At 69.9% G+C, this 13,154-nt stretch carries 12 protein-coding genes; 11 read left to right on the plus strand and 1 reads right to left on the minus strand.

All coding sequences use genetic code 11. From position 1 onward, the window contains the following. Positions 1-470: 470 nt before the first annotated feature. Positions 471-698, minus strand: coding sequence for a DUF1127 domain-containing protein (locus J3P31_RS05205; protein WP_368373019.1), 228 nt, complete (start codon positions 696-698; stop codon positions 471-473). Positions 699-1,053: 355 nt separating this feature from the next. Here J3P31_RS05205 and J3P31_RS05210 point away from each other — a divergent pair, with 355 nt between their 5' ends. From J3P31_RS05210 to murD, 11 genes are all read left to right on the plus strand, one after another. Continuing rightward, positions 1,054-2,142 carry an Mrp/NBP35 family ATP-binding protein gene (locus J3P31_RS05210; protein WP_210527355.1) on the plus strand — a complete coding sequence of 363 codons (1,089 nt, stop codon included), beginning with the start codon at positions 1,054-1,056 and terminating at the stop codon, positions 2,140-2,142. Between the two features lie 710 nt (positions 2,143-2,852). Beyond that, positions 2,853-3,365 carry a division/cell wall cluster transcriptional repressor MraZ gene (locus tag J3P31_RS05215; RefSeq protein ID WP_368373020.1) on the plus strand — a complete coding sequence of 171 codons (513 nt, stop codon included), beginning with the start codon at positions 2,853-2,855 and terminating at the stop codon, positions 3,363-3,365. Beyond that, on the plus strand, positions 3,365-4,369 hold the full coding sequence (gene rsmH, locus J3P31_RS05220) for a 16S rRNA (cytosine(1402)-N(4))-methyltransferase RsmH (protein WP_210527356.1): 1,005 nt from the start codon (positions 3,365-3,367) through the stop codon (positions 4,367-4,369). Before J3P31_RS05215 ends, rsmH begins: the two co-directional genes overlap by 1 nt. Positions 4,370-4,382: 13 nt before the next feature. Beyond that, positions 4,383-4,742: a cell division protein FtsL gene (ftsL, locus tag J3P31_RS05225; protein WP_210527357.1), complete on the plus strand. Its 360-nt coding sequence runs from the start codon at positions 4,383-4,385 to the stop codon at positions 4,740-4,742. Beyond that, positions 4,739-6,532: a peptidoglycan D,D-transpeptidase FtsI family protein gene (locus J3P31_RS05230; RefSeq protein WP_438270285.1), complete on the plus strand. Its 1,794-nt coding sequence runs from the start codon at positions 4,739-4,741 to the stop codon at positions 6,530-6,532. Before ftsL ends, J3P31_RS05230 begins: the two co-directional genes overlap by 4 nt. Positions 6,533-6,546: 14 nt before the next feature. Next, positions 6,547-8,031 (plus strand): UDP-N-acetylmuramoyl-L-alanyl-D-glutamate--2,6-diaminopimelate ligase, encoded by a 1,485-nt coding sequence (locus J3P31_RS05235; RefSeq protein ID WP_210527358.1) that lies wholly within the window; start codon positions 6,547-6,549, stop codon positions 8,029-8,031. Beyond that, the gene (locus J3P31_RS05240; RefSeq protein WP_210527359.1) at positions 8,028-9,455 is read left to right on the plus strand and encodes a UDP-N-acetylmuramoyl-tripeptide--D-alanyl-D-alanine ligase; all 1,428 of its coding nucleotides are present in this window, start codon (positions 8,028-8,030) and stop codon (positions 9,453-9,455) included. The genes J3P31_RS05235 and J3P31_RS05240 overlap by 4 nt, the downstream gene beginning before the upstream one ends. 3 nt (positions 9,456-9,458) lie before the next feature. Continuing rightward, on the plus strand, positions 9,459-10,541 hold the full coding sequence (gene mraY / locus J3P31_RS05245; RefSeq protein ID WP_210527360.1) for a phospho-N-acetylmuramoyl-pentapeptide-transferase: 1,083 nt from the start codon (positions 9,459-9,461) through the stop codon (positions 10,539-10,541). A gap of 3 nt (positions 10,542-10,544) precedes the next feature. Next, positions 10,545-11,129: a DedA family protein gene (locus tag J3P31_RS05250; protein WP_210527361.1), complete on the plus strand. Its 585-nt coding sequence runs from the start codon at positions 10,545-10,547 to the stop codon at positions 11,127-11,129. A 31-nt stretch (positions 11,130-11,160) separates the two neighbouring features. Then, positions 11,161-11,613, plus strand: coding sequence for a GNAT family N-acetyltransferase (locus J3P31_RS05255; RefSeq protein ID WP_210527362.1), 453 nt, complete (start codon positions 11,161-11,163; stop codon positions 11,611-11,613). Positions 11,614-11,688: 75 nt separating this feature from the next. Continuing rightward, on the plus strand, positions 11,689-13,089 hold the full coding sequence (murD, locus tag J3P31_RS05260) for a UDP-N-acetylmuramoyl-L-alanine--D-glutamate ligase (RefSeq protein ID WP_210527363.1): 1,401 nt from the start codon (positions 11,689-11,691) through the stop codon (positions 13,087-13,089). The last annotated feature ends 65 nt before the right edge of the window (positions 13,090-13,154 follow it).

Raw genomic sequence — 13,154 nt, forward strand, 5'->3', positions numbered from 1 at the left:
CGGGGCGTTGAACGGAAGGGGCCTTGGCGACGCTCCGTGGGAAGGTGCGGCTCCCCAGCGCTGTCACTTCGGGTGCGCGGGCAAAAAAAGGGCGGCAGCCCAGGGAGGAGAAAGGGCGCCGCCACTTCGGTAGGGGCGGCCCAGGGAGGAGGAGAGGGCAGCCGTTCCGATCATGTTGCGGCGGGACCAGGGAGGAGGAAAGGTCCCGCCGCGTTTCCGCGAGACGCCCAGGGAGGAGGAGAGGGCGCCAGCGAACTCGTCAAACCCGTGCGGCGGAGCCGGGAGGAGGTGGCCCCGCCGCGAGACACCGGCACCCAGGGAGGAGGAGAGGGCACCAGCGTAACCTGTGCGGCGGGACCAGGGAGGAGGAGGGGTCCCGCCGCGTCCTGCGCGGGGCGCCCCGGGGCGTTGGGGCGCGTCCGCGAAGGTGATCCGACCCCAAGAGGAGGAAGGGTCGGACCGAAATTCTCTTAGGCCCGGTCGGCCGCCTGCCGGGCGATGTTCCGGATGTCGCAGCGGCCCATGCCCAGGTCGCTCAGCTCGCGGTCGCTGAGGAGCGAAAGCTCGTTCAGCGTCTCACGGTAAAGGCGGTACCGAGCCACGCGATCGGCCATCTGCGCGCGCAGACCCGCGAACCGGTGGGCCAGCGTCACGCCCGAAACCGCGTTGTGGATGTCGTTTGCGAAGGCCATCGTCATGTCTCTTTCTTCAGTCGATCCGCAGGCCACCGGGCCGTGCATCCGCGCCGTTAGCGCTGTCACGAGCAGAAATAACCCTTTGCTGCGCCTGCACAATGTCGGAAAGTCGCAATGCTGCTATGCAGCAACTGCATAAGCAAGGCTGACGTATTTCGGGCGTTTCTGCCCGGTTGGGAGGCATGCCCGGAACCGGTCCAAAGGTCCCCCATGGGAAGGGCTAGCCGATTGGGCGCCATTCGGGAGGCAATGCCCAGGAGTCGGGCGGATCGTGAACCCCCGAGCCCTTGACCTGTCAAGACCCCGGCCTCAGACCGACGCTCCAGGATAGGGTGGATGCGCGACAGGAGTATGACAGATGGCCCCGACCAAGGATGAGGTGATGGCGGCGCTTGCCCGGGTGGCGGTGCCGGGGGGTGGTCACCTGGCCCAGAGCGGCCTGGTCCAGGCCCTTGCGGTGGCCGAGGGAACGGTGCGCTTCGTGCTCGAGGCGTCGAGCGTCGAGCAGGCGCGCGATCTCGAGCCCGTTCGGGCCGCGGCCGAGCGGGCCGTCCGCGCCATTCCGGGCGTGACCGGCGTGTCCATCGTCGTCACTGCGCACGGCCCCTCGGCGCCGTCCCGGCCTGCGGCCCCGCCCCAGGCTCCGTCGCTCACGATCGGCCGTCATCCGACGCCGCAGGCCGGTCCTCAGTCCGTGAGCGGCGTGGACCGTATCCTGGCGGTCGGCTCGGGCAAGGGCGGGGTCGGCAAGTCGACCGTCAGCGCCAACCTTGCCGTCGCGCTCGCCCGCGAGGGGCGGCGCGTCGGCCTGCTGGACGCCGACATCTACGGGCCGTCGCAGCCGCGCATGATGGGCGTGTCCCGGCGGCCGTCCTCTCCGGACGGCAAGACCATCGAGCCGCTGCACGCCCATGGCGTCACCATGATGTCGATTGGACTCATGGTCGATCCGGACAAGGCCATCGTCTGGCGCGGGCCGATGCTGATGGGGGCGCTTCAGCAGCTGCTCACGCAGGTGAACTGGGGCCAGCTCGACGTGCTGATCGTGGACCTGCCACCCGGGACGGGCGACGTGCAGTTGACGCTCTGCCAGCGGACGCACCTGACGGGGGCCATCGTCGTGTCCACGCCGCAGGACGTGGCGCTGATCGACGCGCGCAAGGCCATCGACATGTTCCGCACGCTCAAGACCCCGATCCTGGGCCTGATCGAGAACATGAGCACCTTCGTCTGCCCCAACTGCGGCCACGAGAGCCATGTCTTCGGCCATGGCGGGGTGGAGGCCGAGGCGCGCAAGGACGGCATCCCGTTCTTGGGGCGCCTGCCCATCGACCTCCAGACCCGCATCTCGGGCGATGAGGGTGTGCCGGTGGCCGCCGGGGAGGGAGAGATGGCCGAGGCCTGGCGTGGAATCGCCCGCCGCCTCGTCGCGGGCGGGATGGCCTGAGGACCGGATTCCAGGAAATCTCGAGGCAGCCGCCCTGACGGATCGGGTGGCTGCCGTGCCCCGCGGGAATCATGAGCCTGGGCCCCTTGGGCCGCGCGTCCGATTCGTTCTCGCCTCACGGCAGAGGTTCTGCGGCTAAGTAGCTGATGGGACTGGAACACCCAGAAATTCCGCGGGAACAGTCCAGTCAGCCTTGGAACACCGTTTCTTCTTAAGAACTGGTTACCGGCGACTCTCTGCCGGTTACTTTTTTTCGTGCCAAGCGGGTCCTGTTCAAGCGCCCGGACGCGAACTTAAGAAGAAATCAGGGTTTTCCCCAGGACTATCCACAAGCAGATCTTCCGCGGGCTGTGGCTTTCCGGCCCAGGGGGTCCCGGTCGGTAACATTCCCCTTGAGTGCCATGAATTCCCATGGCATCCCTGAACCCGTCGGAAGCGATGCGGGATACCAGGGGCGACAAAGAACCCCAAAAGAGACGCAGTCATACAGGCAAACCCATTCCGGTTGCTTCCGATATCGAGAGAGCAGGACAGCGAACGCCAAAGGCAACAAAATCCGGCGCGCGAGCGAGCAGCATCCCCCCAGGTGCGCGCGCAGTCGGACTTCCCGCAAGGGACGGACACGGCGGATCAGGTGTGGCAGCCCTTGATCCGCCGTTTTCGTTTGCGGGCACGTGGGCACCATCGGGGGTAGGGACAAAGCGGGATCCGTGATCACGGCGAGCTTCACAGGCGAGTATCCCCAGAGGATCGACGGCAAGGGCCGGATGTCGATCCCGTCGGATTTCCGCCGCGTGCTCGAGGCGAACGACCCCGATTGGACCGAGGGCCTGAACCCGTCCCTCTACCTTCTCTATGGCGAGCATCTGAAGGATCACCTGCAGGCCTACACGGTCGCGGCCTTCAACGAGGTCGCCCAGGGGATCATGGCCATCAAACCCCGCACCCCCGAGGAGAACCTCCGCAAGACCATGTCCCAGCGGTTGATCCTGGGTCAGTCGGTGCGGCTCGAGGTGGATAAGGACGGCCGCGTCGTGATGCCGATCCGGCAGCGCCAGAAGCTGGGCCTGACCGAGGGCGAGGTCGTCTTCTCGGGCGCGGGCGACCATTTCGAGATCTGGGCCGCCGCCACCTACGACGAGAAGGTCGGGGCCGAGATGCGCGCCTTCCTGGAGGCCCAGCCCGAGGGCTTCGATCCCATGACCCTGGTCTGGAGCGCCTGATGTCGGCCGAGCCGCACATCCCGGTCCTGCTCCGGCCGCTCCTGGCCGCCTGCGCCCCCGTGCAGGGCGTCTGGGTGGATGGAACCTTCGGGGCGGGCGGCTATGCCCGCGGGCTGATCGGGGCCGGAGCCGCCAAGGTCATCGGCATCGACCGGGATCCCCTGGCGCACGAGATGGCCCGGGACTGGCTTCCGGGATTTCATGGAACCATCGTCCTGCGGGAGGGCACCTTCTCGGAGCTCGACCTCATCGCCGCCGAGGAGGGCGATGCGCGCGTGGACGGCGTCGTGCTCGACCTCGGCATCTCGTCCATGCAGATCGACACGGCCGAGCGCGGGTTCTCCTTCCAGAAGGACGCCCCCCTCGACATGCGGATGTCCCAGAGCGGCGAGAGCGCCCGGGACATCGTCAATGGCGCGGACGAAGGCACGCTGGCCGACATTCTTTATCTCTACGGCGAGGAAAGGGCCTCGCGCCGGATCGCCCGCGCCATCGTGGCGGCCCGGCCCGTGGAGACGACCCTCGCGCTGGCCGAGATCGTCGCCCGTTGCCTGCCGCGCCCCAAGCCCGGCGAGAAGCATCCCGCGACGCGCACCTTCCAGGCCCTGCGGATCGCCGTGAACGACGAATACGGGGAACTGGCCCGCGGCCTGGAGGCGGCCGAGCGCGCGCTCGCGCCCGGCGGCCTTCTGGCGGTTGTCAGCTTCCACTCCGTCGAGGATCGGATGGTGAAGCGCTTCCTGCAGCTTCGCGCCGGACGCATGGGGCAGGGCAGCCGCTATGCGCCGGAGGCCGAGGCCGAGGCGCCCGCCTTCGAGATGGTGACCCGCAAGGCCATCGACCCTGACGAGGATGAACTGGCCGCCAACCCTCGCGCCCGGTCGGCGCGGCTGCGGGTGGCGCGTCGGACCGCGGCCCCGGCGGGGCGCGTCGGCGGGCACGAGATCGGCATGCCGATCCTGGACACAAGCCGGACCACCGGCGGCAAGCGACCGAGGCGATGAGGGGGCAGCGGCAATGAAGGGACTGATCTACGCAGGCATGGCCCTGGTGGTCATGGGCCTGGGCTTCTGGGCCTACCGCGAGAACTACGCCACCCAGGCGAGCCTGAGGGAAGTGGGCCAGCTGCGGCACGAGATCGCGACGACGCAGGCCCGGCTCGATCGGCTTGCGGCCGAATGGGCCTACCTGAACCGGCCCGACCGCCTGCGGGACCTGGCCGAGCTGAACTTCCAGCGCCTGGAACTGCTGCCGCTGACGCCTGGCGCCTTTGCCGACGTGAACCAGGTCGCCATGCCGCCCGCGGCCGGGTCGGTCGCCAACTCACCGATGATCGTGTCCTCGGGCGGGACCATCGAAACGGAGGAGCCGCTGTGACCCGACAGGACTGGGAGGCCCTCGCCCTCGATCTGGGGCGACGCGCGGCGGACGGAATCTCACGCGTGAAGGTGCCGAAGATCCTTCTGCGCCGCCGGGGCGACGCCCGCGAGAACGCCGAGCGCGCAAGGAGCCGTGCGGAAAAGCGGCTCTGGGTCCTTGGGGCGGCCTTCGCGGCGGCCTACCTCACCGTGGGCGGCCGCATGGCCGTCCTGGCGTCCTCGGACGCCGAGGAGCCGCAACCGACGGCGGTTCTGGACGCCCCGATCCTGAGCACGCGCGCCGACATCACCGACCGCGAAGGCCGGATCCTGGCGACCAATCTGGCGACCGACGCCCTTTACGCGCAGCCGCGCGAGATGGTGGACCCGGCCCATGCCGCCCACGAGCTCGCGAAGATCTTTCCCGACCTCGACGAGCAGAAGCTCCTGAGCGATTTCACCGGGGCGCGCCGGTTCCTCTGGATCCGCCGTCAGATCAGCCCCGAGCAGGCCCAGGCCGTCCATGACATCGGGGAGCCCGGACTGCTCTTCGGCCCGCGCGAGATGCGGCTCTATCCCAACGGTCCCATTGCCGCCCATATCCTCGGGGGGGCCGGCTACGGCCGCGAAGGCGTCGACTCGGCCGAGGTGATCGGCGTCGCCGGCGTGGAACGCTACTTCGACGACCGGCTGCGCGACCCCGCCCAGCAGGATCAGCCGCTTGCCCTGTCGCTCGACCTTACCGTGCAGGCCGCCATGGAAGAGGTTCTCCAGGGCGGGATGACGCTGATGAACGCCAAGGGGGCCTGCGGCATCCTCATGGACGTCCATACGGGCGAGATCATCGCCATGGCCTCTCTGCCGGACTTCGACCCGAACACGCGGCCTCCGGTCGCGACAAGCGGCGATCAGTCGGACAGCCCGCTCTTCAACCGGGCGATCCAGGGCGTCTACGAGCTCGGCTCGGTGTTCAAGATCTTTGCGGTGAGCCAGGCCATGGAGCTTGGCCTGGTGAACCCGGACACCATCATCGACACCAAGGGGCCCCTGACCTGGGGCCGGTTCCGGATCAACGACTTCCACAACTACGGCGACCAGAACACGGTCACGGACGTCATCGTGAAGTCGTCGAACGTCGGCACGGCGCATATCGCCCTGATGATCGGGGCGGAGCGGCAGCAGGCGTTCCTGCGCAGCCTCGGCCTTCTCGAGCCGACGCATGTCGAGATGACCGAGGCCCGGACCGGGCGCCCGCTCCTGCCGCGCCAGTGGTCCGAGATCAGCCTCATGACGATCTCGTACGGCCACGGGGTCTCGACCTCGCCGTTGCACCTCGCGGCGGCCTATTCGACGCTGGCCAACGGCGGCCTTGCAGTGACGCCGACGCTTCTGCGCCAGGATCATCCGGTCCAGGGCCCCCGGGTCCTGAGCGAGCAGACGTCCCGGGCCGCCGTGTCGATGCTCCGGCAGGTGGTGGCGCGGGGGACAGCCTCGCTGGCGAACGTCCCGGGCTACGAGGTGGCCGGCAAGACCGGCACCGCGGACAAGCCGCGTCCCAGCGGCGGCTACTACGACGACAAGGTGATCGCCACGTTCTCGGGCCTGTTTCCGGCCAGCGATCCCAAGTACGTCCTTGTGGTCAGCCTTGACGAGCCGGTGGAAACGTCGGGCACCGAGCCGCGCCGCACGGCCGGCTGGACCGCCGTGCCGGTCGCGGCCGAGATGATCCGCCGGGCGGCCCCGCTCCTGGGTCTCCGCCCCACGGTTGAAGTCGCGACGGCGGACGGTGTAACGCCTGCCGCGAACTGACGCGGAGGGCCAGGATGGCCGAGACCATGACCTTGGCCGAACTTGGCCTGACCGTTCCCGCCGGACGCGATCTGAAGGTGACGGGCCTGTCGGTGGACAGCCGGACCGTGGTCCCCGGCCATCTGTTCGCGGCCCTGCCCGGGTCGGCCATCCACGGCGCGGCCTATGTCGAAGCGGCCGTCCAGCGCGGCGCCGCCGCGATCCTGACCGATGCCGAAGGGGCGCGGATCGCCCAGGGCAAGCTGGGCGATGCCGTCCTGGTCTTGGCCGAGGATCCCCGGCAGACCTTGGCCCGTACGGCCGCGCTCTGGTTCGGACCCCATCCCGAGACTGTGGTCGCCGTCACCGGCACCAACGGCAAGACCAGCGTGGCGAGCTTTGCGCGCCAGATCTGGATGGCGCTGGGGCACAAGGCGGTGAACCTCGGGACGGTGGGCGTCGAGGGCGCCTGGAGCCACCCGCTGCGCCACACCACCCCGGACCCGCTGACGCTCCATCGCGTGCTGGCCGAGGCCCGGCGGCAGGGCGTGACCCATGTGGCCATGGAGGCCTCGTCCCATGGGCTCGATCAGCGGCGGCTGGACGGGGTCTCGCTGGCGGCGGCCGGCTTCACGAACTTCACGCAGGACCATCTCGACTATCACAAGACCTTCGAGGCCTACTTCGAGGCCAAGATGCGCCTCTTCCGGGCCGTCATGACCGAGGACGGCGTGGCGGTGGTCAATCTCGACGACCCCAAGGGGCCAGCCGTCGCCACCATCGCGACATCGCGCGGCCAGGAGGTCATCGGGACCGGCCACTCCGAGAGGGCGCGCCTGCGCCTTCTGGCGCAGCGGTTCGACGCGACGGGGCAGGACATCCGCTTTGCCTGGCAGGGCGAGCCGCGTCAGGCGCGGCTGGACCTGATCGGGGGCTTTCAGGCCTCGAACGTGATGGTGGCCGCGGGCCTCGTCATCGGGGCCGGGGAGGACCCCGAGGCGGTGTTCCGCGTCCTGCCCGAGCTTCGGACCGTGCGGGGCCGGATGCAGCTGGCCGCGCGGCGCGGCAACGGGGCATCGGTCTTCGTGGATTATGCCCACACGCCCGATGCGGTCGAAACCGCGCTGCGGGCGCTGCGGCCCCATGTGATGGGACGGATCGTGGCCATCGTCGGGGCCGGCGGAGATCGCGACCGGACCAAGCGGCCCCTGATGGGCGCCGCCGCGGCGCTGCACGCGGACCAGGTGATCGTGACCGACGACAACCCGCGCAGCGAGGACCCGTCGAGCATCCGCGCCGCCGTGCTGGACGGGGTGCGCGAAGCCGGGGGCGAGGTCTGCGAGGTGGGGGACCGGGCCGAGGCCATCCTGCGCGGCGTCGATGCTCTGGGACCGGGCGACGCGCTGCTCATCTGCGGCAAGGGCCATGAGACGGGTCAGATCGTCGGCACCGACATCTTTCCCTTCGACGACGTGGAGCAGGCCAGCGTGTCCGTGGCCGTCCTGGAGGGCCGGGCATGAGCCTTTGGACGTCAGGCGACGCCGTGGCCGCGACGGGTGGCACCACGACGCTGGACTGGGTCGCGGGCGGCGTGTCCATCGACACGCGAACGCTCCGGCCCGGCGACCTGTTCGTGGCGCTGACCGCCCAGCGGGACGGCCATGACTTCGTCGCTCAGGCCTTGGCAAAGGGCGCCTCGGCGGCCTTGGTCACCCATCGGCCCGACGGCGTCGCCGAGGATGCGCCGCTCCTTGTGGTGCCGGACGTGCTGAGGGGGCTGGAGGATCTGGGCCGTGCGGCCCGCGCCCGAAGCCGGGCGCGCGTGGTCGCCGTGACGGGATCTGTGGGCAAGACCTCCACCAAGGAGATGCTGCGCGCCGCCCTGACCCCGCAGGGCTCCGTCCATGCGGCCGAGGCGTCCTACAACAATCACTGGGGCGTGCCGCTGACTCTGGCCAGGCTGCCCGCCGATACCGATTACGCCGTGATCGAGATCGGGATGAACCATCCGGGCGAGATCGCCCCCCTGGCGCGGCAGGCGCGGCCCCATGTGGCGCTCGTGACGACCGTCGGGGCCGCCCATCTGGAAGCCTTCGGGAGCCTGGACGGCATCGCCGAGGAGAAGGCCACCATCTGCGAAGGGCTTGAGCCCGGAGGCGTCGCGGTGCTGCCCGGCGACGTCCCGCAGCTTCCGATCCTGGTCGCCGCCGCCCAACGGGCCGGAGCGGCAATCGTGATCTTCGGCGCCCCGGAGGACAGCCAGTATCGCCTGATCGACGTCCGGGTTTCCGGCGGGGCGACCGTCGCCCGGGCGCAGGCCGGGGCCACGCCGATCCATCTCAAGGTCGGGACCGAAGGCCGCCACTTCGCGCTCAACGCTCTGGGCGCGCTGGCCGCCGCCGAGGCGCTCGGGGCCGACCGGGGGCTGGCGCTCAACGGGCTCGCGGCCTGGACGGCGCCCAAGGGCCGCGGCGGCCGCGAGGAACTCGATTGGGGCGATGGCCGGATCACCCTGATCGACGACGCGTTCAATGCGAACCCGACCTCCATGGCGGCGGGCCTGGCGGTCCTGGCCGGGCTCTTTCCGGAAGACGGGGCAGGGCGGGTCCAGAAGGGGCGCCGCATCGCGGTGCTGGGCGACATGCTGGAACTGGGCGGCGACGAGATCGCGCTTCACGCCAGTCTCGCCCAGGACCCGGCCATGGAGGCGGTGCAGGTCGTTCATTGCGTGGGGCCCAGGATGCGCGCCCTGCACGACGCCCTGCCGGTGGATCGCAGGGGACAGTGGGTCGAGGCGCCCGAGGCCCTGGTCCCGCAGCTTCGCCGGCTCGTTGACGCCGGGGACATCGTGCTGGTCAAGGGGTCCAAGGGAAGCCGGGTGTCCCTGGTCGTTGACGCCATTCGCCGGATGGGGCAAGGCGCGCCGTCCATCGAGGGAGGCTGAGGAATGCTCTACTGGCTGGCAGCGTTGTCGGACGGGGGCGATGCGTTCAACCTCTTCCGCTACATCACGTTCCGCGCCGGCGGGGCGTTCCTGACGGCGCTGGTCTTCGGATTCGCCTTCGGGCCCAGGCTGATCGGCTGGCTGCGCGTCAAGCAGGGCAAGGGGCAGCCCATCCGGGTGGACGGGCCGCAGGGGCATTTCGTCAAGGCGGGCACTCCGACGATGGGGGGCCTCCTGATCGTGGGGGCGCTCCTCACCTCGACCCTGCTCTGGGCGCGGTGGGACAATCCGTTCATCTGGATGGTCCTTTTCGTCACGCTGAGCTTCGCCCTTCTGGGCTTTGCCGACGATTACGCCAAGGTGACCAAGCAGACCTCGGACGGCGTGTCGGGGCGCGTGCGGCTGGCCATCGGCTTTCTCGTGGCGGCGATCGCGGGGATCTGGGCCGCCGCCTATCACCCCGCCGGGCTGTCGAACGAGCTCGCCTTGCCCTTCTTCAAGAACGCGTTGGTCCACCTGGGCCTGTTCTTCGTGCCCTTCGCCATGCTGGTGATCGTGGGCGCGGCCAATGCGGTGAACCTGACGGACGGGCTCGACGGCCTGGCCATCATGCCGGTGATGATCGCGGCCGCGACCTTCGGGACCATCGCCTACGCCGTCGGCCGGACCGACTTTTCCGAATACCTGGGCGTCCACTTCGTTCCCGGATCGGGCGAGATCGCGATCTTCTGCGCCGGCCTGATCGGCGGGGGCCTGGGCTTCCTGTGGTACAACGCGCCCCCGGCGGCCGTCTTCATGGGCGACACCGGAAGCCTTGCCCTGGGCGGTGCGCTGGGCGCGATCGCCGTCGCCACCAAGCACGAGATCGTCCTCGCCATCGTGGGGGGACTTTTCGTGGTCGAGGCGCTGTCGGTCATCATCCAGGTCTTCGTCTACAAGCGCACCGGCAAGCGGGTCTTCCTGATGGCGCCCATCCACCACCATTTCGAGAAGATGGGCTGGGCCGAGCCGCAGATCGTGATCCGGTTCTGGATCATCTCGCTCATCCTGGCGATGATCGGGCTCGCCACGCTCAAGGTGCGCTGAACGGTGGCCCTGCACGGCCTCGAAGCGCTGCTCACGGCCTGGGGCCTGCCGCTCGTCACGGCGTCCTGCTTCATCGAAGGCGATGCCGCGGCCATGGTGGGCGGAGCGCTCGCGCACCGGGGCACGTTCGGCTTTGGCGAAGCGGTCTTCGCGGCCGCCCTCGGGGCGTTCCTTTCGGACCAGTTCTGGTTCCATGTGGGACGCCGGATCGGCGCGACCGGGATGGTGCGGCACCATCTCGACAGGCCGGTGCTGGCCCGGCTGGGCGACTGGCTGCGGCGGCGGCCGAACCTGGCCATCATCGGCGTCCGATTCGTCTGGGGCATCCGCATCGCCGGACCAACCGCCATCGGGGCCGCCGGGGTATCCCCCTGGCGGTTCCTTGCGCTCGACCTCCCGGCGACGATCGTCTGGGCCACGCTCCTGACCGGCATGGGCTACGGCGTGGGCGCCACGATCGAGCGTGCGGTCGGCAGCCTCCATCTCCTCGACCACCTGGGTCTGGTGGCGGTCGGCGTGGGCGTGCTCAGCATCCTGCTTTGGCTCCTGCACCGCCGCGCCCGGCGACGGGCCGCGCGCCCGTCCTGACGCGGAACGACCGGGCGAGGGATCAGCCGACATGAACCAGACCACCATCCGCATCCGCCGGCCCGGGGAGGCCGACCGCCCGGCCTGGGATCGCCTCTACCAGGGCTACGCCGAGTTCTACGGCGTGGCGCAAACGCCCGAGATGCGGGACCGGGTCTGGTCCTGGATCCACGATCCGTCCCATGAGACCGAAGCGTTCGTGGCCGAGGGGAACGACGGCCTTGTCGGACTGGCGCATTTCCGGGCCTTCGCCCGTCCGCTGTCGGCAACGACGGGTGGGTATCTCGATGACCTCTTCGTGGCCCCGGAGGCGCGAGGCTCGGGAGCGGCCGAGGCCCTGATCCAGGCCATTGCCGGCGAGGGGCGCGCGCGGGGTTGGTCGGTCATCCGCTGGATCACGGCCCAGGACAATGATCGGGCGCGCAGGCTTTACGACCGGACCGCCCAGGCGACGCGCTGGGTGACCTACGACCTCAGGCCCTGACCTGACACTGCAGTCGGCTTGCGGGCCGGCCCCGGCCCGGGGATAAGGCGCGGGAACGGCAAGGGGCAGGACAACATGATCGCGGTTCAGAACGTCGCGGGAACCAAGGTGGCGGTGCTGGGGCTCGGGCGATCCGGACGCGCGACGGCGCGGGCGCTGGAGCAGGGCGGGGCGACGGTGGTGGTCTGGGACGACGGCGCCCCCGCGCGCGCTCAGGCCGAAGCCGACGGCTTCGAGGTCCGCGACCTGACCCGCTCCAGGTCGTGGGAGGGGGTGTCGATGCTGATCACCTCGCCAGGCATCCCGCACCTTTATCCGCAGCCGCATCCCGCCATCGCCGCGGCCTGGGCGGCCGGCGTGCCCGTCGACAACGACATCGGCCTGTTCTTCCGATCCTTTGCGACCCCCGAATGGGACAACTTCGACACCCGGCCCAAGGTGGTGACGGTCACCGGCTCCAACGGCAAGAGCACGACCTCGGCGCTGATTCACCACATCCTGGCCGAGTCCGGCCGGCCCGCGCAGCTCGCCGGAAACATCGGGCGCGGCGTCCTCGACATCGAGCCCGCCCGTGACGGCGAGGTGGTGGTGCTGGAACTGTCGAGCTACCAGACCGACCTCGCCCGCGCGCTGACGCCCGACATCGCGGTTTTCACGAACCTCAGCCCTGACCACCTCGACCGGCACGCGGGCCTCGGAGGCTACTTCGCGGCCAAGCGGCGGCTGTTCGCGGAAGGCGGTCCCGACCGCGCCGTGATCGGGGTCGACGAGAACGAGGGACGCTACCTCGCAAACCAACTGTCCGAGGGGGCAGGGGACGACCGGGTGATCCAGGTGTCGTCGGGCACCAGGCTCGAGGGCGCCGCCTGGGCGGTCTTTGCCCGCAAGGGGTTCCTAGCCGAATGGCGCAAGGGGCGGCAGGTGGCCTCCGTGGACCTGCGGGAGATCAAGGGCCTGCCCGGCGCGCACAACCACCAGAACGCCTGCGCCGCCTGGGCGGTGGCACGGTCCCTGGGCCTGGGCCCCCGCGCCATCGAGGCCGCGATGCGGTCCTATCCGGGCCTGCCGCACCGCAGCCAACGCATCGCCGAGGCGAACGGCGTGGCCTTCGTCAACGACTCCAAGGCAACGAATGTGGATTCGGCGGCCAAGGCGCTGCAGGCCTTCCAGAAGATCCGCTGGATCTGCGGCGGCCTGGAGAAGGAGGGGGGGCTCGGGCCGCTGGTGCCCTACCTGGGCTCCGTGCTGAAAGCCTATGTCATCGGGCGCGAGGCGGCGGCTTTTGCGCGCCAGCTGCCGGGAATCGAGAGCGAGATCTGCACGACCATGGATCGTGCCGTGGCGCGGGCGATGGACGAAGCGCAACCCGGCGAAACGGTGCTGCTGGCCCCCGCCGCGGCCAGCTTCGACCAGTACGACAACTTCGAAAAGCGCGGCGACGACTTCGTGGCCCAGGTGCGGGCCCGGCTGGCCTGACCCGAGGTCGGGCCGCCCCGGACGGACAAGCCCGGCTTGACCCCGCCCCCCCGGGCAGGTTACGC

Source organism: Rubellimicrobium arenae (assembly GCF_017916275.1).
GTDB classification, from domain to species: Bacteria; Pseudomonadota; Alphaproteobacteria; order Rhodobacterales; family Rhodobacteraceae; genus Rubellimicrobium; species Rubellimicrobium arenae.

Bases quoted from the DNA above. Each gene is read 5' to 3' on its own strand.
- J3P31_RS05205 (WP_368373019.1), bottom strand. From the start codon at position 698: ATGACGATGGCCTTCGCAAACGACATCCACAACGCGGTTTCGGGCGTG.
- J3P31_RS05210 (WP_210527355.1), top strand. From the start codon at position 1,054: ATGGCCCCGACCAAGGATGAGGTGATGGCGGCGCTTGCCCGGGTGGCG.
- rsmH (WP_210527356.1), top strand. From the start codon at position 3,365: ATGTCGGCCGAGCCGCACATCCCGGTCCTGCTCCGGCCGCTCCTGGCC.
- ftsL (WP_210527357.1), top strand. From the start codon at position 4,383: ATGAAGGGACTGATCTACGCAGGCATGGCCCTGGTGGTCATGGGCCTG.
- J3P31_RS05235 (WP_210527358.1), top strand. From the start codon at position 6,547: ATGGCCGAGACCATGACCTTGGCCGAACTTGGCCTGACCGTTCCCGCC.
- J3P31_RS05240 (WP_210527359.1), top strand. From the start codon at position 8,028: ATGAGCCTTTGGACGTCAGGCGACGCCGTGGCCGCGACGGGTGGCACC.
- mraY (WP_210527360.1), top strand. From the start codon at position 9,459: ATGCTCTACTGGCTGGCAGCGTTGTCGGACGGGGGCGATGCGTTCAAC.
- J3P31_RS05255 (WP_210527362.1), top strand. From the start codon at position 11,161: ATGAACCAGACCACCATCCGCATCCGCCGGCCCGGGGAGGCCGACCGC.
- murD (WP_210527363.1), top strand. From the start codon at position 11,689: ATGATCGCGGTTCAGAACGTCGCGGGAACCAAGGTGGCGGTGCTGGGG.